Below are 17868 nucleotides of genomic sequence, written 5' to 3'. Positions count from 1 at the left end.
GATCATCCGACATCCGGCGGAAGTTCCTTTTGCTCGTTGAGGTCGCGGGGCCGCACGCCAGTGGCCTTCATGGCTTCGCCAAGAAGGCTATCGAGAGCCGCGGAGTGCTTCTTGATGATTCCCAGCGACCGTTCTTGATCCAGCTTCTTGTGCTCCAGAAGAAGCTCTTGGATGGATCGCAGGGTGTTCGCCGTGGATGCAGCGCGCTGCACGCATACGGCCAGTTGTCGGTTAGGAATGTCCATGTAGTTGATGGAATCAAATGCTCGGCAAAGCTGCACGAGCTCGGCATGGATCACACGCGGACCGCCGATCTTCTTCCCTTCGAAGTGACGTTCCATCAGCGACGCGACAAACGTAGCGAAAGAGATCAACTCGATGCAGGAGTGCATCTTCTCTCGCGAGGCATCCTGGGCTTGCCACCGCTGGAGTTTCGCCGCCACAAAAATGGCTGCTACCGACAAGATCGCTTGGGCCCATGCAGCCCAAACCTCTGGCTTGAGACAGGGCGCAGAGAAGAACCAAGGGCAGTAGAGAGGGTCGGCCATGTCGGTCCTTCGCTGTGGTTGGCCGCATCGTGCAACGTGGACCAGCCGCACGCAAGCCTTGGGCGGGGGGGCGCATGAAGCGCGCGATCAAGCCGGCGACGCGCGCCGAGCAGGCCTACCAGGACGCGGCGCGCGCGCTCGGCTGCGTGGTCTGCCGCTGGCGCATAGCCGCCGGCCTGCAGCCGTCCATCTGGTGCGGCCACATTCGTCTCCATCACCGCAACCTCGGCGACCTGCACGGGCAGAAGCAGATCGGCCAGCACGCGGTCGTCGCCATGGGTGACTGGCACCACCAGGGCATCCCGCTGCCGAACCGCAACGGCAAGGCCATGTACGCCATCTACGGCCCGAGCTTCCAAGAGCAGGCCCGCGAATTCCGCATGTGGACGCTGGACGTGCTCGGCGGCCGCGGCACTGAAGCCTGGCAGCAGTACCAGGACCACCTACTCAACACCGCGAGGGCAGCATGAACGCACCACAGATCATCTGGATCATCCTGGCTACGGTCGGCCTGACCAACAGCCTCATCAAGGATGGCCGACCGCAAACCGGGAAGCACAACTTCGTCGCGTCGCTGATCGCAACGGCGCTGATGGCGCTACTGCTCTGGTGGGGCGGCTTCTTCGGAGGTGCCCGATGAACCAGCAACGCCAGCCGCGCCGGAGCGCCGCATGAGCCGCGCCGCGCGGGTGCGGGCCTGGCTGATCGCCGCCGGCGGGATGCGGTCGGCGGCCGAGGTGTCGGACGGCCTGGGCGCGACCGGCAAGGAGCGCCAGATGGTGGCGTGGACGATCCGCACGATGGTGCAGGGCGGCCAGCTGGTCAGCGAGGGCATGGGCCGGGGTATGCGCTACCAGTTCGTGCAGCCGCCGACCAGGGCGTGGAAGCTGACGCCTGAGGAGCGCAAGGCGAAGCGCGCGGCGATGGCGCGTGCGCGGCACAAGCGCGATGGCGGGCTTTCCCGCGAGGAACTGGCTGCGGCGCGGGAGCAGCGGCATGCGGCGCTGCAGGCCGAGAGTGCCCAGCGACGGGCGGCGCGCGAGGCTCGCTTCCGCGATCTGCCCTACGCCAAGCAGCGCGCCGCCGAGCGCAAGCGACTGGCCCGCCACGCAGCTGGCCGCATGACGCGCGCCGAGTGGCTGGCCAAGGTCGCCGCCGGCAAGCAGGAGCGTGCCCGCGCGCCGCGGCCAGCACCGACCAGGCTGCAGCGCGTCGGCAGCGTCGCCGGCATGACGCCCAAACCCGTCGTCGTGCCCAGCGCCCGCCCGGCCGAGACCGTCGAGCAGTTCCTGGCGCGCGGCGGCGCCGTCGATCGGCTGCCCGGCATCCAGGCCGCGCCGGCGCCGCGGACCATCCCGACATGGAGAAGCGCAGCATGACCCTTCGCGTAGTTCTGGGCGCTGACCCCGGCATGTCGGGCGCAGTCGCCGCGCTGATCGACGGCGAGGCCGGGCCGGTCATCGACATGCCGACCATGGCGGTGGGCAACAAGCGCGAGGTGGACGCGCGCGCAATCGCCGTGTTCATCCGATCGCTGCGCGCCGCGCACCCCGGCGCCTATTTCTGCGGCTGCGTCGAGCGCGTCCGGGCAATGCCGCCCAAGGGCGACCGGCGGCCAGGCGCGCAGTCGTCGATGAACTTCGGCGAGAGCTACGCCAAGGTGAAAGCGGTCTTCGAGGTGATGGGCATCCCTTTCAGCCTCGCCGAGCCGGCCAGTTGGAAGCGCCACTACGGCCTGATCGGCAAGGACAAGGACGCCTCTCGGCTGCTGGCCATCGCGCGGTTCCCGTCGGCGGCGCCGCTGCTGCAGCGGAAGAAGGACGACGGCCGCAGCGAGGCGCTTCTGCTGGCGCTGTACCACGAGCACACCGAGCTGGGAGCCCGCGCCGCGTGAGCAACCCCCACGACCTCACCCAGCCCGAGCGCTACACCGAGCGCCACCACGCCCGCGTCCTGCGCAAGCGCATGGACGCCGACCGCCGCCGGCACGGCAACTGCTGCATCTGCGCCTGCCGCGCCACCACGCTGGGCATCGTCCACTGCCGCGGTCAGGAGGAACGGCAGAAGGGCGCCTGCAGCTGGGACAAGAAGCAGCCCGTTTTCCGACTCGACCCGAATACCTTGGAGAAATACCGCGATGCAGCTTGATACCTTTGGAGTGTATGTGCGCCGCCGACTTGAGCAGTGGGGCGAGGAATTCTGCTTAGCACGCGACTGTGAGTATTTGGGCCATCAGTCGAAAAATATGCTCCAGATCCTGATTGAACACCGCGGTGAGATGCCGGCAAGGCCCCAAGGATACGCGCCACTGTTCTGCGATCCGCGTGCTCAAGAGATAGAGAGCATTGTCGCCAGCATCGCCCGCGACAACATCGGCATGTCATGTTCACTGCGGGCCTACTATTGCGGTTCCGGCCGAAGGAAAGTTGAGCGATACGACACCGCGGTCACGCTAATGGCGAATTGCCGGCAGCGTCCAGTGTCGATGCGACAGTATTTAACCCTGGTAGAGCTAGGATTTCAGCGTGTACGGGGTCGTCTAGAGGGGTGGGTGTCAGAGGCGGCGTGACCTAGTATGCTTTCTGAAACACAGGGTCGCTGGAATTTTATGCTCAAGGTATTTGTAAGCTACGCCAGAGAGGATGGAGAGGCTGCTCTAGAAATTTACAACTGGCTCGCGTCCATAGGTGTTGAACCTTGGATAGACCAGAGGTGTTTGCTTCCGGGGCAAAACTGGGAAGCGGAAATAGCGAAGGCATTCAGCGACGCCAATGTCATTCTTCTTCTGCTTAGCCCGAGAAGCGTGCACAAGCGCGGCTTTGTGCAACGCGAGGCGAACGAGGCTTTACAGAAGCTGGTCTACAAACAGCCAACGGATGTCTACGCAGTCCCGGTGCTTCTCGAGCCTTGTGAGGTCCCTTCACAAATTTCATCGAGGCTCCAGTACGTCGATTGGAACAGTCCAGACGCGAGAAGTAGCGTGACGTCAGCCCTTGCGTTGGCCGCCGAGCAGCAGTCAATTAAGGGCGAAGAGGGTGCTGAGTTTGGGCCATTTCGAGTTATTCCAAAAGCAATTGTCGAGCGCTGGGAAGGCTTGCCTGGGCACGATATCTCGGTGTCGTATCCAAAATTCACGTCGCAGGTTGCGTCTCCGCTAGCGGAAGAACTTAGCCAGTTCTTCGAGGGACGAGCCAGAAAGGCGGCCGTAGACGCTAGGCAGAAGATCTGGGACCAGAGCCCTGATCTGTTTTCTGACCAACTCGATGCCCCTCCTTCAAACGGCCGCTGGGACGACTACGAAATCGCCTATTCGTCGGAGCGTCTTCTGAGCCTTATATTTCGTGTCGGCTGGTATGGAGCTGGAGCCGCGCATCCGAACTCTCATTTCGAAACATACAACTTCGTGTTGACGCCGCATTTGGTTCAGCTTGAACTGAGTGATCTCTTCAGTGAGCTTTCGCCAGCCATAGAGGCAGTAAGTAATTTTTCCATTGCAGAGTTGCAGCGGGAATATTGGAGAAGGTTTGGGCGTGAGGCCGATGGCTCTAGCCTTGAATGGATCAAGGACGGTGCGGGGGCAGATATCGAGAATTTCTTGAACTTCAGCATCTCAGATGATGGGCTGACCTTCATGTTTCCGCCATACCAAGTTGGTCCTTACGCTGAGGGCAGCTGGACAGTCTTCGTTCCCTTCTACGACATACTGCCTTATCTCCGGCGGAGCGGTCCTTTCGCGTGGATTCGCCCACCTGCGCAAGATTGACAGGTGCACACCTCTGGTGTAGTTTTTTCGGCACGCTGACATAGAAGCCCTCGGGAGATCCCCGGGGGCTTTTTCGTTTCCGCCCGGCTCCTCGCCAGACCAAGCCATGCGTCCAGCTGGACCGCGGGCCGGGCACCTATTGCCGTTGTCCGGAGAACCCATGGCAGTCATCACGCCCGAGCAAGCTGGTGGCCGCAACGTCGTGGCCTTCCTGGACATGCTGGCCTGGTCCGAGGGGACCGACAACGGCAAGCAGCCGACCGCGAACCACGGCTACGACGTGATCGTCGGCGGCAAGCTGTTCACCAGCTACGCGGACCACCCGCGGGTGCTGGTGGACCTGCCGGCGCTGCGCATCCAGTCGACCGCGGCCGGGCGCTACCAGCTCCTGCGCCGCTACTTCGACGCCTACCGCAAGACGCTCGGTCTGGCCGACTTCTCGCCGCTGAGCCAGGACAAGATCGCGCTGCAGCAGATCCGCGAGCGCAAGGCGCTGCCGCTGATCCAGGCCGGCAAGATCCGGGAGGCCATTGCGCGGGTGTCGAACATCTGGGCGAGCCTGCCCGGCGCCGGCTACGGCCAGCATGAGCAGAAGCTGGACAACCTGCTGACGGCGTACAGGCGCGCCGGCGGCCAGGTAGCGGAGGCCTGACGTGGAATCGCGGATCACGCTGGCGCAGCTGGCCGGGGCCGTCTCCGTCGCTGGCAGCGCTCTGGCGCTGGCCGACAACTGGCCGGCGGTGAAGCTGTTCCTGGTCGATATGGGCAGCTTCCTGGCGGTGCCGCAGGTCGAGGCCATGTGGATGAGCCTGGCGATCAGCGTCGCGATCGGCTTGCTGCTGCCGCACTTGCCCCAGCAGATCGGCATGCGCGCGTCCTGGCCGCCGGCGTTCACCAAGGCGCGGATCCGTTTCTGGAGCTGCCTGCTGGCGATCGTCGTTTGCTGGGCCAAGGTGCCGACGCCGCGCGGCGCATGGTTCGCTCTGATGACCGGCTTCGCCGCGATGGGGCTGTGGACCACGGCTTCGGGGATGCTCTACCGCATCTTCCCCTGCGCGCGGCCGGAATCGCTGCAGCCGAACCCCGGCGACGCCCCGGAGCAGGGAGGCGGCGATGCCCCGGGCGCGTAGCCACAAGGACGCGATCAAGGGCCTGCAGCAGGCGCTGGCGCTGATCGACACGCGCAACGCGCGGCCGACCGCCGGGCTGCTGGACTCGCTGCGGTCGATGGTGTCGGACGCGATCGAGATCATCAAGGAACCCGACCCGACAACGCGCAGCGCGCTGCTGGCGGTGGCGATGCTGGTCGAGAGTACCGAGGTCACCCAGGCCACGCGCAACGGCAAGAAGGTCACCCGGATCTCGATCATCGACCAGTGGGCCTACACCTGGGCGATGAACCGAATCCACGAGCTGGCGGCCGGGAAGTGATCGACCGCTGGGACCGCGGCCTGCCGCCCGCAGGTGATCCGCCGGGGTGGCTCATCGCAGGCCTGTGCCTGGCGCTCCTTGCCGCGCTGGCGTGGCTGTGGGCCGACCTATCCAACATGCCGAGGGGCTGACCGTGAACCGGATCCTGATCACCATCGTCGGGCTCGTTGCCTGGACGGCGCTCGCGTTCTGGGCCGGCCGTGAGTGGCGCGACCGCAGCGCGGACCTGGCCACGTCCCAGCAGGAGACCGCCGCGGCTCAGGGCGAAGCCAAGGCCCAGGCCGGGGCGCGCGACATCGAGCACAAGCAGGCCAACACCATGGCCGCCATCGGAGTGAAGCATGAAGAAGACCGCACCGCGGCCCAGGCCGTCCCTGCTGCTGTTGTGGCTGGCGTGCGTGACGGCAGTCTCCAGCTGCGCGACGACCTCGCCACCTGCAGCACCGACCTACTGTCCCAGGCTGTCGCCGGCGCCGTCGAACGTGATGCGCACGCCCAACTACGAGCAGAGGTTGCGGGAGCTGCTGTTCAAGTCGGGCGCGACGCCGACGACCACGTCCACGCCGCCCAAGCCGTGATCGTGGTGGATCGCGTGGTGCCGGCGGCCGCAGAAGCCAACGGCCGGCAGCCGAGATGAGCAGCTGGATGAGGTGGGCGGCGAGGGCGAGGTGTTCGATGGAAACGTCCATGGTGGTACCTGACTCCGGGTTGGTGGGATTGCAGCCTGGCCCAGCTCTGGGAGCAGTCAACGGGCGCAGCGGGGCCGCGCAGGGATCGTCTGCGGGCCTGGCTCGCCGATCCACTTCCGCTTTTTCCGCTGGGCCGTGCGAATGGTCCGGCCGGCGTCGGCGTCGATCCACTTGCGGAATTTCCGAAGCAGTCCTAGGGCGTGGGGGTAGGCGATGAGCGACAGTCAGCTGGATCGCATCGAGCGGAAGCTGGATGCGCTGCTGGAAGCGCTGGCAGCCGAGGGCGAGGAGGAGCCATCCACCAGCCTGGATGGCGACGTGATGCCGGGCGACCGCGACCAGACGGAGAGTCTGGGCTGATGGGTATCGTGACGATCGTGCCGGCGGCAATGGACGAGCACATCGGCACCACCCCAACCCGTGGCACCAAGGTGCTGGTGGATGGGGTGGAGCTGAAGGGCGTCACCCGCGTGGTGCTGATGGCGGAAGTGGACGACATCTGGCGCGCCCACATTGAGTGCTATGCCGAGGTGCAGACCATGCCCGGGATGTGGCTGGAGGTGCACGAGCGTCCCCGGCTGACCTGGTGGCGTCGCCTGCTGCTGAGGGCGGCAGGTGTCAGCGTGGCTGGCCCGTACCTGGGCAGCACTGCGCAGCCGTACGAGAAGCCCTGATGGCCAGGGTGACGACGCTGGCGCCGCGCATCAGCTGCGCACCCAGCAGGCTGAAGCCATCAGCTCCGGTGGTACCCACCTACGGGCAGGGCAGAGGCGGGCGCCCCTGGCGCAGGAAGCGCGAGGCCGTGCTCAAACGGGACGGCTACCTGTGCCAGTGCGAGGCATGCCAATCCAGTGGCCGGCTCCCGCTGCTGGCTGACGAGGTGGACCACATCGTGCCGGTGGCAGAGGGCGGCACGGACGACATGTCCAACCTGAGGGCGATCAACCACGACTGCCACAAGGTCAAGACGCAGGCCGAGGCACGGCGCGGTGCGGCGCGAAGCTGAACGGACAACGTGGAGCGCGAGCGTTGGGCGCCCCCGATCCACGGCACATGTACCGGGGGGGAGGGGAAAACCTACGGCCCGTCTCGACGGACACCCGCCGCCCACTCATTCAGAGGTTTTTTCTCGGCCGGAATTTCAGGCTGAAGGCCATTTATGCGCAAGAACACGAAAGCGGGCCGGCCAGCGTTCACGCCGACGGCGGCACAGCGGCGGATGGTGACCAATGCCGCGGCCGGCGGCATGTCGCACGAGGAGATCGCCATCGGGATTGGCGTCGCCCGCAACACGCTGGAGAAGTACTTCGAGAAGGAGCTATCGACCGTGGCGCTGCGCCGGCGCATGGAGGTGCTGGACGCCATGGCGAGGACGGCACTTAAGGGCAACGTGGCGGCCCAGAAGGCGTTCCTTGCGCACACGCCGACGCTGGCTGCGCCCCCGGTCGCGAAGGAGACGCCGGTGGGTAAGAAGGAGCAGGCGAACGCTGCCGCGGTCGGCGCACAGGCCGGCACCGAGTGGGCGGACCTGCTGGACGACAAGGTCACCCCGATCCGGCGCGCGGCGCAGTAAGTGGCCTGGGACCTCTCCTGCCGCGATTGGTGGGAGCGCTTGCAGGCTGGGCGGCTCCCCGTCGGCGATCTGCCGCTGTGGACGCCGCAGGCCGAGCGCGCCGCGCAGATCTTCGGCCGGCTGCGGCTCGCAGACGTGCCAGGCACGCCTACGGTGGCCGAGGCCGGCGGCGAGTGGTTCCAAGAAGTGGTCCGCTGCATGTTCGGTGCCGTGGACCCGGCGACCGGGCAGCGAGAGATCCGCGACCTGTTCGCCCTGGTGCCGAAGAAGAACGCGAAGACCACGTTCGGCGCGCTGGGCATGGTCACCGCGGTACTGCTGAACAAGCGCCCGCGCGCGACGTTCCTGATGACCGCACCGGTGCAGGACACGGCGCAGCTGGCGTTCGATGCCGCTGCCGGCGCGATCGAGCTTGACCCGGTGCTCGACGCGAAGTTCCACATCCGGCACCACCTGAAGACGATCATCCACCGCGAGACGAAAGCCTCGCTGGAGATCATGACGTTCGACCCGGGCGTGCTGACGGGCATCAAGGTGTCCGGCGGCGCGCTGATCGACGAGCTGCACGTGTGCGCGAAGAAGTCGAAGGCGCCGCAGGCGCTGCGACAGATCCGCGGCGGCATGGTGCCGTACCCCGAAGCGTTCCTCTGGTTCATCACCACGCAGAGCGACGAGCAACCGGTCGGCGTCTTCGCCGACGAACTGCAGAAGGCTCGCGACATCCGCGATGGCAAGCGGCTCGGCAAGATGCTGCCGGTGCTGTTCGAGTTCCCGCAGGAGGTGCAGGAATCGAAGGACCAGCAGTGGAAGGATCCGCAGCTGTGGCCGCTGCTGAACCCGAACATCGGGCGCGCCATCACGCTGGAGCGGATGGTCGAGGAGTTCGAGGACGCGGTCGGCACCAGCGAGGCAGAGCTGCGCAGCTGGGGCTCGCAGCACTTGAACATCCAGATCGGCGTGGCGCTCCACCAGGGCAGTTGGGCCGGTGCTGAGTTCTGGGAGGCTCAGGCCGACAAGCGGCTGACGCTTGAGGGGCTGATCCGGCGCTGCGACGCCATCACCGTGGGCATCGACGGCGGCGGCCTGGACGACCTGCTGGGCCTGTCGTTCTGCGGCAGGGACAGGCACACGAAGCGCAAGCTGCTGGTGTGCCGAGCGTTCGCTCACCCGAAGGCACTGAAGCGTCGGAAGAGCCAGGAAACCCGCTACGAGGACTTCATCGCCGACGGCCACCTGCTGGTCGGAAGCGAGGCAGAGGACGGCGCAACGGACCTCCGTGACATGGCGGTCATGGTGAAGCAGGTGGCCAAGGCCAGGTTGCTGGCCGGGATCGGCGTCGATCCCTCCGGGCTGGGCACCGTGCTGGACGTGTTGGCCGCCGAGAAGATCGATCCGGAGCTGATCACCGGCATCCGCCAAGGCTGGCAGCTGACCGGCACCTGCAAGGTGTTCGAGCGCTGGCTGGCCGACGGCCTGCTGACGCACGACGGCTCGCGGCTGATGGACTGGTGCGTGGGCAATGCCAAGGTCGAGGCGTCGAAGAACGCCCTCTACGTGACCAAGGCGGCCAGCGGAGTCGGAAAGATCGACCCCCTGATGGCGGCGATGAATGCCGTCGAGCTGATGTCTCGGAACCCCGAGCCACAGAACAAGAAGCTCGTCCTCATGACCCTGGGTGGAACCTGATGAAGAACGAAAACCGCGCCTACAGCCTGCTGGAGGTGAAGTCCTACGACGACGACCAGCGCGTCATCACCGGCTGGGCCACCACGCCGGAACCGGACCGCATGGGGGACATCGTGGAGCCGCTGGGCGCCAAATTCGCGGCCGAGTTGCCTCTGCTGTGGCAGCACCGCCATGACAGCCCGGTCGGCGTCGTGAAGTTCGGCAAGCCGACGGCCAAGGGCATCCCGTTCACCGCGAGCGTCGCGAAGATCGAGACGCCCGGTGCGCTCAAGGATCTGGTCGACCTCGCCTGGCAGTCGGTGAAGGAGAAGTTGGTCCGCGGCGTGTCGATCGGCTTCCGAGCGCTGGAATACAGCTTCATGGAATCGGGCGGCATCCGCTTCACCGAGACCGAAATCTACGAGTTGTCCCTGGTGACGATCCCGGCCAACGCGGCGGCCACGATCCAGAGCATCAAGGCCATGGACACCGGCGCGCGCCGCCCGGCGAACTACGGCGTCCCCCTCATCCAGCGCCAGGCGGCACCGGTCGAACGGCCGGCCGGCGGCGCGGTGAAGTTGCTGCACTGAAGTATCGGGCCGCACGGCCCCGCGGGGTGGAACCCGCTTCCCAATCTTGCAGGCACTGCCCGGCGTGGAACCCGGGCCGAACGGCTGCGCCACCAAGGAAACGCAATGAAGACCATCGCCGAACAGCTGGAAGCGCTGCGCGCGACCCGCGAAGCGCACCAGAAGAAGCTGGGCGACATCGCCCAGAAGTCCATGGACGAGAGCCGTTCCTTCAACACCGCCGAGCAGGAAGAGTTCGACGACCTGGAAGGCCAGATCAAGTCGCTCGACGGCGACATCGACCGCCTGACCCGCCTGCAGGCCGTGCAGGCCAAGTCGGCCGTGCCGGCGGCGATCATCGCCAAGGGCAACGAGGACATCGTCTCGCGCGGCGAGGGCCGTTCGCTCGAGCCCGCGCAGCTCAAGGCGGTCGAGAAGGTGGATGCCGGCATCGGCTTCGCTCGCCTCGCGCGCTGCCTGGCCGTGTCCCACGTGCACCACCAGAGCCCGATCGACGTCGCGCGCGCGGTCTACCCGGGCGACGAGCGCCTGCACAGCATCATCCAGCAGAAAGCCGCCGTGCCGGCCGCCAGCACGGGCAACGCGAACTGGGCCGGCAATCTGATCACCGACGGCGGCGTGGCGTTCGCCGATTTCGTCGAGTGGCTGCGCCCGCGATCGCTGCTGGGCCAGGTCTCCGACCGCCTGCGCAATCTGCCGTTCGACACGCCGGTGCTGGTGCAGGGTTCCGCCGCGATCGGCAAGTGGACCAAGGAGGGCGGCGCGAAGCCGCTGACCCGGTGGTCCTACAGCCGCGCGAAGCTCGTCCCGCTGAAGGTCGCTGCGATCGCCGCCGCCACGAAGGAAACGATGATGCGCGCCACGCCGGCCGCCGACGCGCTGCTGCGCGACGAACTGGGTCGCGCGGTCAACCAGACCATCGACACGCAGTTCATCGATCCAGACGCCGCTGCCGTTGCCGACGAGGCGCCCGCCTCGATCCTCAATGGCGTGCCCGCCACGACCGTGCCGGCGGGTAGCGACGCGGACGCAATCCGCGCGGGCGCCGCCGCGCTGATGAACGCCATCGCAGGCTCCAACCTGTCCCTGGCCGGTTCGTTCTGGGCGATGTCGGAGCGGACCGCAATTGCGCTTTCGCTGATGGCCAATCCTCTGGGCGCGTCCGAGTTCCCCGGCATCAACTTCACCGGCGGCACGTTCCTGGGCCTGCCGGCGTTCGTTTCGGCCTTCGTGCCGGACGACGAGGATGGTGCGGTGATCGCGCTCATCAAGGGCGACGAGATCTTCCTGGGCGACGAAGGCGGCTTGCAGGTCTCGATGTCGGATCAGGCTTCGCTGGTGATGGACGACGCGCCGACGATGAACAGCACCACGCCCACGGCACAGCAGGTGGTCTCGCTGTGGCAGACCAACAGCGTGGCGTTCCTCGTCGAGCGCTTCATCAACTGGCAGCGCCGGCGCCCGCAGGCGGTCGCGTGGGCGCGCGTCAACTGGGGCCGGGCTTCGATTCCGACCAGCTCGTAATCGAGCGGCGGTGGCGGGGCCTCCGCGGCCCCGCCACTTCTTCCAACAAGTGAGGTTCCAATGAGCAAGGTCGAAATCCTGAGCAAGGGCGGCAGGGTCGCGCGCGTGCACCCGAAGATCGCCGACGTGTTGGTGCAGCGCGGTAAGTACATCCGGCGCGACATGGTGGCTCAGGCCGCCACGCAGCCGCCGTTGGCGCCTATTGCCGATGGTCCGGGTTCCGGCCAAGTCGGCGATCAGGAAGAGGCTCCGCCGGTAGCGAAGAAGACTGGCCGCAAGGTCGCGAAGAAGCGCGCGACCAAGGGCAACGCGAGCGAGGAAGCCTCCGAATGACCGGATTTTCGCCCCGAGAGCTGGCCACTGAGGCCGGTGTTCGAAAGTACGGCGTCGGCTATCTGAAGGCGCTGACGCCTGCCGTCGCTGCTCCGGGGCGGGATGACTGGCACACGTTGATGGTCCAGGAGCCGTTCACCGGCGCCTGGCAGCGCAACATGGAGGAGCGGCAGAGCACGGTGCTGTGCTATCCGACGCTCTACGGCTGCCTGAACCGCATCGCCTCGGACATCGGCAAGCTGCCGTTCCTGCTGAAGATCGAGGACGTCAACGGCATCTGGTCGATCGACACCGCGAACACGGCGTACTGGCCGGTGCTGCGCAAGCCGAACGCCTACCAGACGGCGCAGCAGTTCCGCGAGGCCTGGCTGCTGTCGAAGCTGATCCAGGGCAACACCTACGTGCTGAAGGGGCGCGATGATCGCCGCGTGGTGACGCGGCTGTGGGTGCTGGATCCGTGCCGCGTGCAGCCGATGGTGTCCGACAGCGGCGACGTCTTCTACCAGATCAACTACGGCACCGGGTCGAACCTGCTGCCCGCGAACTACCCGGGCGAGCAGCTGATCGTTCCGGCGAGCGAGATCATCCACGACCGGATGAACTGCTTCCACCACCAGCTGATCGGCGTGCCGCCGCTGTGCGCGGCGCACTGGCCTGCGGTGAAGAATCTCAAGATCCTGAAGGACTCGACCACGTTCTTCAGCAACGGCGCGAACCCGGGCGGCATCCTGACGGCGCCGGCCGGCATGTCCGACGAGGACGCGCAGCTGGTGAAGGACTACTGGAACACCAACTTCCAGGGTTTCAACGCCGGCAAGGTCGCGGTGGTCGGCGCGGACATGAAGTTCACCCCGTTCGGCTTCAAGGCCGCGGACTCGCAGCTGGTCGAGCAGATGCGTTACTCCGACGAGCAGGTGTGCCAGCCCTTCGGCGTGCCGCCGTTCAAGATCGGTATCGGCTCCATCCCGGCCGGCATGAAGGTCGACGACATCAACCAGCTGTACTACGCCGACGCCCTGCAGGCGCACATCGAGGCAATCGAAGCGTTGTTGGACGAAGGCCTCGGCATCAGCCGGCCGCAGGGCGTGGAGCTGGACCTGGAGCCGCTCCTGCGAATGGACGTGGGCAAGCAGGCCGACGTGCACACGAAGTTGGTCGGCGGTGGCATCGAAACCCCCAACGAGGGGCGACTGGCCTTCGGGCTCCGCGGCCTGATCGGCGGCGACACGGTCTACATGCAGCAGCAGGACTATCCGCTCGACCAGGTGCGGCTCAACAAGATCGCTCCGCCGTCGGCTGCCGAGCCAGCCCCCGCGGAGCCGGCCGACGCGCCGCCGCCAGCCGACACCGACGAGGTGCGCGAGCTGCGCCACCAGCTTTTCATGATGAAGGCCATCGCGGCCGCCCGAGCCGAGGTGCTGTGCAATGAGTGATCCGATCGAGTTCGGCAAGGAGCTGGCCCGCCTCATCCGCGAGGCGCTGGCGCCGGTGCAGCGCCAAGTCGCGGCGCTTGAGGCGCGCGCGCCGGAGAAGGGCGAGCCCGGCGCCGACGCGGATCCGGCGCTGGTGGCGAAGATGGTGGCGGAGGCCATGGCCGCGCTGCCGCCGCCGAAGGACGGCAAGGATGCCGAGCCCGTCTCGGATGAGCAGGTGGCGGCGCAGGTGGCACGCCACCTCGAGCAGCATCCGCCCCGCGACGGCCGCGATGCCGAACCGGTGGACGTCGACACGATCGCCGATGCGGTAGTGGCGAAGCTGCTGGCGTCGGATCGGCTGCAGACGCTGGTGGACCTGGCAACGACCGATGCTGTGGCGAAGCACTTCGAAGCCAATCCGGTGCAGCACGGCAGGGACGCGGATCCGGCTACGATCGAGAAGGCCGTCGCAGCCGCGGTCGCCGCGCTTCCCGCGCCGAAGGACGGCCGCGATGCTGATCCGGTGAGCGAAGAGCAGATCGCCACACAGGTCGCCAAGCATCTGGCCGCGCACCCGCCGAAGGATGGCGCCGACGGCGTCGGCCTGGCCGGCGCGATGATCGACCGCACCGGCGAGTTGGTGGTCACCACCACGAAGGGCGAAGCCATCAAGCTCGGCAAGGTAGTGGGCGAAGACGGCCGCGATGGCATCGGCTTCGAATCGGCGGCCGGGCACTACGACGCCGAGCGCGGCTTCGTCATCACCCTGGCCGCCGGGGAGCGGCGGAACGAGCTGGTGCTGCCGTATATGGTCCACCGCGGCTTCTGGCGCGAGGGCCTGGGCACGAAAGCCGGCCAGTCCATCACCCACGACGGCGCGCTGTGGATCGCCAAGCGCGACAACGCCTCGCGGCCGTGCATGGAGAACGAGCAGGACTGGGCGCTGGCCGCTCGCAAGGGCCGCGACGGCAAGGACGGCAAGAGCGTGCGCGTGCCGGCCGAGCCGGTGAAGCTGGGAGCCGGCAATGGCTGATTTCGTCACCGCGGCAGATGCCCGCGAGCATCTGCGCATCGACAGCGGCGCCGATGATCGCTGGCTGGCCATCTGGATCCCGGCCGTGTCGGCCTCGGTCGCGGCATGGCTGAAGCAGGAGTGGCGCCTGTACGTGCTGCTGCGCGATTCGAACGGCGACCTGGTGCGCGACAGCGCCGGCATCCCGCTGCCGGCCGAGGACAGCAATGGCGCGCTGATCCTGCACCCCTCGGTGATCGCCGCCACGCTGCTGGAGCTGGCTTCGCAGTACCGCTACCGGGAAGGCGAGGGCGACAACGTCGTCCCGGCCGACGCCGGTTATGGCTACGTGCTGTCGAGGGCCGCCACCGCACAGCTGGCGCCGCTGCGCCGCACGACGGTGGCCTGATGAGCAACGTGGCGGCGGGCGAGCTTCGGCACCGGGTGCTGATCCAGCAGCAGGAGACGACCAGGGACAGCGACGGCGTGTCGCAGACTGCATGGGTCGACGTGGCCACGGTCTGGGCGGCGGTGGAGCCGCTGTCGGCGCGCGAGTTCGTCCAGTCCAGCCAGACTCAGGCCGCGGTGACGGCGCGGATCACCATCCGCTACCGAGCCGGCCTCGCGCCGACGATGCGGATCCTGCACCGCGGCCAGGTCTACAACATCGCCGGCCTGCTGCCGGACAAGGCCTCGGGGCTGGAGTACATCACCATCCCCGTGTCGGCCGGGGTCAACGACGGCCAATGATCGAGATCGACCTTCTGGGGCCAGGGCCGAGCGCATCGGCTGAACTGGCGGAGCGACTGCGCGCGCGCCGCGTCGGTGTCGTGAGCAACGCCTTCGAACTGGCACCGTGGGCGGAGTTCCTGGCGGCCAGCGATCGGCAGTGGTGGGACAAGTACCCGGCGGCTCGCGAGTTCGCCGGCGAACGCTACAGCAGTCATCGGATCGCGGGCGTGCATCAGCTGGCCGGCGCGCTGACCAACTGGAACAGCGGCGTGCTCGCGCTGGCAGTTGCGGCCCACCTGGGTGCCACGCTGGTCCGTCTGCACGGCTTCGATCTGCAGGGCTCTCACTTCTTCGGGCCGTACACCAACGGCCTCACCAACACGGCGCCGGCACGGCGCGAGATCCACAAGCAGCAGTTCGCACAGTGGGCGCGGCAGCACCCGCACGTCCGCGTCGTGAACTGCACCCCCGGTTCCGCCCTCAGGTGCTTCGAATTCGATGAACAGATTGCCGCTTAACTCGGTGCGCGGCCGCATCCGCGCCTACATCGAGCGCCACGCGCCAGCCCTCGGCGATGACGTGCTGGAAGTCGGCAGCCGCATCCACGACCCGGCCGCGTGGTGGTGCACGAACCGCGACCTGGCCACGGGGCAGTGGACCGGCATCGACATGCAGGCGGGCGAGGGCGTCGACCAGGTAGCCGACATCCACGAGCTTCCGGCGGAATGGTCGGGCCGGTTCAGCGGCATCGTCTGCTCCGAGGTGTTGGAGCACGTGGCTCGGCCCTGGCTCGCCCTGCCGGAACTGCGCCGCGTGCTGCAGCCGGGCGGCCTGCTGGTGATCACCACGCTGTTCGCCTTCCCCGAGCACGGATACCCGGACGACTACTACCGCTTCAGCCAGAGCGGCCTGCGCCTGCTGTTGCAAGACGCGGGGTTCCAGAGCATGGCGCTCGAGAACGCCGGCGAGCTTCCCATCGAGCTGAACGACCACGGCGAGCGCGGCGTGGCGCGCCGGCGCCTGCCGATGCATACCTTCGCGGTGGCGCGGTGCTGACGCTCCTGACTGCCACCGGTGCTCGGCCGGCCGCCTGGGCGCTGTGCGAGCGCTGGATGGCGCGGCAAGACTACACCGGCATGGTGCGATGGGTGATCGTGGACGACGGCCCGGACCCGCAGCCCGTGACGTTCCAGCGCGCCCGCTGGCAGCTGGTGCTGGTGCGTCCGTCGCCGCACTGGGCGCCCGGACAGAATACGCAGGCGCGGAACCTGCTCAAGGGCCTGGCCGCCGTTGGCGCCGACGAGCGGCTGGTGATCATCGAAGACGACGACCACTACGCGGCCGACTGGCTCAGCACCGTCGACCAGGCGCTGGAGCGCGCAGAGCTGGTTGGCGAGCATCGGGCGCGCTACTACAACGTGCAGCAGCGCCGCTGCCGGCAGCTGGCGAACACCGGCCACGCCAGCCTGTGCAGCACCGCGATGCGCGGCAGCGCGCTGCAGGAATTCGCCGCGGCGTGCGAGGCCCGGCCCAAGTTCATCGACCTGGAGCTGTGGCGCCGCGCGCGCGATCGCCACCTGTTCGGCGGGCACCGCGTGGTCGGCATCAAGGGCCTGCCCGGCCGCGGCGGGATCGGCATGGGGCACCACGACGACTTCAATGGGCAGCCGGACGCCGACGGCGCGCTGCTGCAGTCGTGGATCGGGGACGACGCGGAGTTCTACCGGTGAAGAGCGGGCTGGAAATCAAGGGCATCGACGGCGTCTTGAACACGCTGCGGTCGCTGCCGCCCGAGGTGGTGAGCAAGCGCGGCGGCCCGGTCAAGTCGGCGCTGGCGAAGGGCGCGCGCTTCCTGCGCGACAAGGAGCGCGAGAACCTGCGGGCCGTGCTCGAACCGGGCGAAGAGTCCACCGGCCTGCTGGCGGAGAACATCATCACCAGCCGCGGCAAGGCGCCGATCGGCGGGAAGGGCGAGCGCTACCTGGTCCGCATCAAGCGGAAGATGTACCCCGGCCGCAAGGGGGAGCAGGTCAGCACGCTGAAGTCCGCGCAGATCAAGGAATACGGCTCGGTGAAGCAGCCGGCCCGTTCCTTCATCCGCCGCACGGTGATCGAGCAAGGCTCGCAGACCATCAACGTGGTGGTGACCGACTTGGTCGCGCGCCTGGATCGTGTCGTGAAGAAGCTGGCACAACAGAACAAGGGCCGCTGATGTTCCCCAAGGTCTACCGCACCATCCGCACGCCGGCTGTGGCCGCGATCGTGGGCGACAGGATCGGCCGGCACGGCCAGATCGCGCAGACGGAAGCGCGGCCGTACATCGTCTGGCAGATCGTCACCGGCCAGCCCTACGACAACCTGAGCGACACGCCGTGCGGCGATTTCACCAGCGTGCAGATCGACTGCTATTGCGGCGGCGAGACCGGCGACGGCGACGTGCATCGGCTCGCGTTGGCGGTGCGCGCCGCACTGGATGCCGTCCTCATCTGCAACAGGGTCGTGATCGACAACCGCGACCCCGACACGAAGCTGTACCGCGTCGGCATTGAGGCCGACTTCATCGACCAGCGCTGAGCCGCTGGCATACCCACCA

Annotated in this window: 29 protein-coding genes; 28 read left to right on the top strand and 1 reads right to left on the bottom strand. The window is 67.3% G+C overall.

Annotated features, from left to right (window positions below):
* Positions 1–2 precede the first annotated feature (2 nt).
* Entirely contained in the window at positions 3–548 is a 546-nt protein-coding gene (locus OCJ37_RS14405; RefSeq protein WP_263110343.1) for a hypothetical protein, read from the bottom strand.
* Between the two features lie 74 nt (positions 549–622).
* Between OCJ37_RS14405 and OCJ37_RS14400 the strand changes: the two genes are divergently transcribed.
* The 28 genes from OCJ37_RS14400 to OCJ37_RS14265 all read left to right on the top strand — a co-directional run bounded on the left by OCJ37_RS14400 (position 623) and on the right by OCJ37_RS14265 (position 17849).
* Positions 623–1018 (top strand): hypothetical protein, encoded by a 396-nt coding sequence (locus tag OCJ37_RS14400; RefSeq protein ID WP_263110341.1) that lies wholly within the window; start codon positions 623–625, stop codon positions 1016–1018.
* Complete coding sequence (locus OCJ37_RS14395; RefSeq protein ID WP_263110339.1) at positions 1015–1188, top strand: LPXTG cell wall anchor domain-containing protein; 174 nt, start codon at positions 1015–1017, stop codon at positions 1186–1188. Before OCJ37_RS14400 ends, OCJ37_RS14395 begins: the two co-directional genes overlap by 4 nt.
* A 31-nt stretch (positions 1189–1219) precedes the next feature.
* Positions 1220–1927, top strand: a complete 708-nt coding sequence (locus OCJ37_RS14390) for a hypothetical protein (RefSeq protein WP_263110337.1) — start codon at positions 1220–1222, stop codon at positions 1925–1927.
* Positions 1924–2442, top strand: a complete 519-nt coding sequence (locus OCJ37_RS14385; RefSeq protein ID WP_263110336.1) for a RuvC family protein — start codon at positions 1924–1926, stop codon at positions 2440–2442. Before OCJ37_RS14390 ends, OCJ37_RS14385 begins: the two co-directional genes overlap by 4 nt.
* Positions 2439–2696 carry a hypothetical protein gene (locus OCJ37_RS14380; RefSeq protein WP_263110334.1) on the top strand — a complete coding sequence of 86 codons (258 nt, stop codon included), beginning with the start codon at positions 2439–2441 and terminating at the stop codon, positions 2694–2696. The genes OCJ37_RS14385 and OCJ37_RS14380 overlap by 4 nt, the downstream gene beginning before the upstream one ends.
* Positions 2686–3117 carry a hypothetical protein gene (locus OCJ37_RS14375; RefSeq protein ID WP_263110332.1) on the top strand — a complete coding sequence of 144 codons (432 nt, stop codon included), beginning with the start codon at positions 2686–2688 and terminating at the stop codon, positions 3115–3117. The genes OCJ37_RS14380 and OCJ37_RS14375 overlap by 11 nt, the downstream gene beginning before the upstream one ends.
* Positions 3118–3156: 39 nt before the next feature.
* On the top strand, positions 3157–4311 hold the full coding sequence (locus OCJ37_RS14370; RefSeq protein WP_263110331.1) for a TIR domain-containing protein: 1155 nt from the start codon (positions 3157–3159) through the stop codon (positions 4309–4311).
* Between the two features lie 160 nt (positions 4312–4471).
* Positions 4472–4963: a glycoside hydrolase family 24 protein gene (locus OCJ37_RS14365; RefSeq protein WP_263110329.1), complete on the top strand. Its 492-nt coding sequence runs from the start codon at positions 4472–4474 to the stop codon at positions 4961–4963.
* 88 nt (positions 4964–5051) lie between these two features.
* A complete protein-coding gene (locus OCJ37_RS14360) occupies positions 5052–5441 on the top strand; it encodes a hypothetical protein (RefSeq protein ID WP_263110327.1) in 390 nt (129 codons plus the stop codon).
* Positions 5425–5742, top strand: coding sequence for a hypothetical protein (locus tag OCJ37_RS14355; RefSeq protein ID WP_263110325.1), 318 nt, complete (start codon positions 5425–5427; stop codon positions 5740–5742). The genes OCJ37_RS14360 and OCJ37_RS14355 overlap by 17 nt, the downstream gene beginning before the upstream one ends.
* Before the next feature lie 133 nt (positions 5743–5875).
* Complete coding sequence (locus OCJ37_RS14350; protein WP_263110324.1) at positions 5876–6379, top strand: hypothetical protein; 504 nt, start codon at positions 5876–5878, stop codon at positions 6377–6379.
* 265 nt (positions 6380–6644) lie between these two features.
* Complete coding sequence (locus tag OCJ37_RS14345; protein ID WP_263110322.1) at positions 6645–6791, top strand: hypothetical protein; 147 nt, start codon at positions 6645–6647, stop codon at positions 6789–6791.
* Positions 6791–7105, top strand: coding sequence for a hypothetical protein (locus OCJ37_RS14340; RefSeq protein WP_263110320.1), 315 nt, complete (start codon positions 6791–6793; stop codon positions 7103–7105). The genes OCJ37_RS14345 and OCJ37_RS14340 overlap by 1 nt, the downstream gene beginning before the upstream one ends.
* Positions 7106–7233: 128 nt before the next feature.
* Positions 7234–7437 carry an HNH endonuclease gene (locus OCJ37_RS14335; protein WP_263110318.1) on the top strand — a complete coding sequence of 68 codons (204 nt, stop codon included), beginning with the start codon at positions 7234–7236 and terminating at the stop codon, positions 7435–7437.
* A 153-nt stretch (positions 7438–7590) separates the two neighbouring features.
* The gene (locus OCJ37_RS14330) at positions 7591–8004 is read left to right on the top strand and encodes a hypothetical protein (RefSeq protein WP_263110317.1); all 414 of its coding nucleotides are present in this window, start codon (positions 7591–7593) and stop codon (positions 8002–8004) included.
* The gene (locus OCJ37_RS14325; RefSeq protein WP_263110315.1) at positions 8005–9690 is read left to right on the top strand and encodes a terminase TerL endonuclease subunit; all 1686 of its coding nucleotides are present in this window, start codon (positions 8005–8007) and stop codon (positions 9688–9690) included.
* On the top strand, positions 9690–10259 hold the full coding sequence (locus tag OCJ37_RS14320; RefSeq protein ID WP_263110313.1) for an HK97 family phage prohead protease: 570 nt from the start codon (positions 9690–9692) through the stop codon (positions 10257–10259). Before OCJ37_RS14325 ends, OCJ37_RS14320 begins: the two co-directional genes overlap by 1 nt.
* A 105-nt stretch (positions 10260–10364) precedes the next feature.
* On the top strand, positions 10365–11783 hold the full coding sequence (locus OCJ37_RS14315; protein ID WP_263110311.1) for a phage major capsid protein: 1419 nt from the start codon (positions 10365–10367) through the stop codon (positions 11781–11783).
* A gap of 60 nt (positions 11784–11843) precedes the next feature.
* On the top strand, positions 11844–12116 hold the full coding sequence (locus OCJ37_RS14310; protein WP_263110309.1) for a hypothetical protein: 273 nt from the start codon (positions 11844–11846) through the stop codon (positions 12114–12116).
* Positions 12117–12235: 119 nt separating this feature from the next.
* Positions 12236–13549, top strand: a complete 1314-nt coding sequence (locus OCJ37_RS14305) for a phage portal protein (protein WP_263110308.1) — start codon at positions 12236–12238, stop codon at positions 13547–13549.
* On the top strand, positions 13542–14564 hold the full coding sequence (locus OCJ37_RS14300; protein WP_263110306.1) for a hypothetical protein: 1023 nt from the start codon (positions 13542–13544) through the stop codon (positions 14562–14564). The genes OCJ37_RS14305 and OCJ37_RS14300 overlap by 8 nt, the downstream gene beginning before the upstream one ends.
* On the top strand, positions 14557–14952 hold the full coding sequence (locus OCJ37_RS14295) for a head-tail connector protein (protein WP_263110304.1): 396 nt from the start codon (positions 14557–14559) through the stop codon (positions 14950–14952). The genes OCJ37_RS14300 and OCJ37_RS14295 overlap by 8 nt, the downstream gene beginning before the upstream one ends.
* Positions 14952–15293, top strand: coding sequence for a phage head closure protein (locus OCJ37_RS14290; protein WP_263110302.1), 342 nt, complete (start codon positions 14952–14954; stop codon positions 15291–15293). The genes OCJ37_RS14295 and OCJ37_RS14290 overlap by 1 nt, the downstream gene beginning before the upstream one ends.
* The gene (locus OCJ37_RS14285; protein WP_263110300.1) at positions 15290–15793 is read left to right on the top strand and encodes a hypothetical protein; all 504 of its coding nucleotides are present in this window, start codon (positions 15290–15292) and stop codon (positions 15791–15793) included. Before OCJ37_RS14290 ends, OCJ37_RS14285 begins: the two co-directional genes overlap by 4 nt.
* Positions 15783–16331, top strand: a complete 549-nt coding sequence (locus OCJ37_RS14280) for a methyltransferase domain-containing protein (RefSeq protein WP_263110298.1) — start codon at positions 15783–15785, stop codon at positions 16329–16331. Before OCJ37_RS14285 ends, OCJ37_RS14280 begins: the two co-directional genes overlap by 11 nt.
* On the top strand, positions 16325–17005 hold the full coding sequence (locus OCJ37_RS14275; protein WP_263110296.1) for a hypothetical protein: 681 nt from the start codon (positions 16325–16327) through the stop codon (positions 17003–17005). Before OCJ37_RS14280 ends, OCJ37_RS14275 begins: the two co-directional genes overlap by 7 nt.
* Positions 17002–17487 (top strand): HK97-gp10 family putative phage morphogenesis protein, encoded by a 486-nt coding sequence (locus OCJ37_RS14270; RefSeq protein WP_263110294.1) that lies wholly within the window; start codon positions 17002–17004, stop codon positions 17485–17487. Before OCJ37_RS14275 ends, OCJ37_RS14270 begins: the two co-directional genes overlap by 4 nt.
* Positions 17487–17849: a DUF3168 domain-containing protein gene (locus tag OCJ37_RS14265; protein ID WP_263110292.1), complete on the top strand. Its 363-nt coding sequence runs from the start codon at positions 17487–17489 to the stop codon at positions 17847–17849. The genes OCJ37_RS14270 and OCJ37_RS14265 overlap by 1 nt, the downstream gene beginning before the upstream one ends.
* Positions 17850–17868 lie beyond the last annotated feature (19 nt).

The organism is Xanthomonas sp. AM6 (assembly GCF_025665335.1).
GTDB lineage: Bacteria > Pseudomonadota > Gammaproteobacteria > Xanthomonadales > Xanthomonadaceae > Xanthomonas_A.
Note: the sequence above shows the minus strand (reverse complement) of the source record. Positions and strands in the feature narration are given on the sequence as shown.

Excerpts from the sequence above, each read along its gene's own strand:
- OCJ37_RS14405 (WP_263110343.1), bottom strand. The coding sequence starts at position 548 with ATGGCCGACCCTCTCTACTGCCCTTGGTTCTTCTCTGCGCCCTGTCTC.
- OCJ37_RS14400 (WP_263110341.1), top strand. The coding sequence starts at position 623 with ATGAAGCGCGCGATCAAGCCGGCGACGCGCGCCGAGCAGGCCTACCAG.
- OCJ37_RS14395 (WP_263110339.1), top strand. The coding sequence starts at position 1,015 with ATGAACGCACCACAGATCATCTGGATCATCCTGGCTACGGTCGGCCTG.
- OCJ37_RS14390 (WP_263110337.1), top strand. The coding sequence starts at position 1,220 with ATGAGCCGCGCCGCGCGGGTGCGGGCCTGGCTGATCGCCGCCGGCGGG.
- OCJ37_RS14385 (WP_263110336.1), top strand. The coding sequence starts at position 1,924 with ATGACCCTTCGCGTAGTTCTGGGCGCTGACCCCGGCATGTCGGGCGCA.
- OCJ37_RS14375 (WP_263110332.1), top strand. The coding sequence starts at position 2,686 with ATGCAGCTTGATACCTTTGGAGTGTATGTGCGCCGCCGACTTGAGCAG.
- OCJ37_RS14370 (WP_263110331.1), top strand. The coding sequence starts at position 3,157 with ATGCTCAAGGTATTTGTAAGCTACGCCAGAGAGGATGGAGAGGCTGCT.
- OCJ37_RS14365 (WP_263110329.1), top strand. The coding sequence starts at position 4,472 with ATGGCAGTCATCACGCCCGAGCAAGCTGGTGGCCGCAACGTCGTGGCC.
- OCJ37_RS14355 (WP_263110325.1), top strand. The coding sequence starts at position 5,425 with ATGCCCCGGGCGCGTAGCCACAAGGACGCGATCAAGGGCCTGCAGCAG.
- OCJ37_RS14345 (WP_263110322.1), top strand. The coding sequence starts at position 6,645 with ATGAGCGACAGTCAGCTGGATCGCATCGAGCGGAAGCTGGATGCGCTG.
- OCJ37_RS14340 (WP_263110320.1), top strand. The coding sequence starts at position 6,791 with ATGGGTATCGTGACGATCGTGCCGGCGGCAATGGACGAGCACATCGGC.
- OCJ37_RS14330 (WP_263110317.1), top strand. The coding sequence starts at position 7,591 with ATGCGCAAGAACACGAAAGCGGGCCGGCCAGCGTTCACGCCGACGGCG.
- OCJ37_RS14320 (WP_263110313.1), top strand. The coding sequence starts at position 9,690 with ATGAAGAACGAAAACCGCGCCTACAGCCTGCTGGAGGTGAAGTCCTAC.
- OCJ37_RS14315 (WP_263110311.1), top strand. The coding sequence starts at position 10,365 with ATGAAGACCATCGCCGAACAGCTGGAAGCGCTGCGCGCGACCCGCGAA.
- OCJ37_RS14310 (WP_263110309.1), top strand. The coding sequence starts at position 11,844 with ATGAGCAAGGTCGAAATCCTGAGCAAGGGCGGCAGGGTCGCGCGCGTG.
- OCJ37_RS14305 (WP_263110308.1), top strand. The coding sequence starts at position 12,236 with ATGGTCCAGGAGCCGTTCACCGGCGCCTGGCAGCGCAACATGGAGGAG.
- OCJ37_RS14300 (WP_263110306.1), top strand. The coding sequence starts at position 13,542 with ATGAGTGATCCGATCGAGTTCGGCAAGGAGCTGGCCCGCCTCATCCGC.
- OCJ37_RS14295 (WP_263110304.1), top strand. The coding sequence starts at position 14,557 with ATGGCTGATTTCGTCACCGCGGCAGATGCCCGCGAGCATCTGCGCATC.
- OCJ37_RS14290 (WP_263110302.1), top strand. The coding sequence starts at position 14,952 with ATGAGCAACGTGGCGGCGGGCGAGCTTCGGCACCGGGTGCTGATCCAG.
- OCJ37_RS14285 (WP_263110300.1), top strand. The coding sequence starts at position 15,290 with ATGATCGAGATCGACCTTCTGGGGCCAGGGCCGAGCGCATCGGCTGAA.
- OCJ37_RS14265 (WP_263110292.1), top strand. The coding sequence starts at position 17,487 with ATGTTCCCCAAGGTCTACCGCACCATCCGCACGCCGGCTGTGGCCGCG.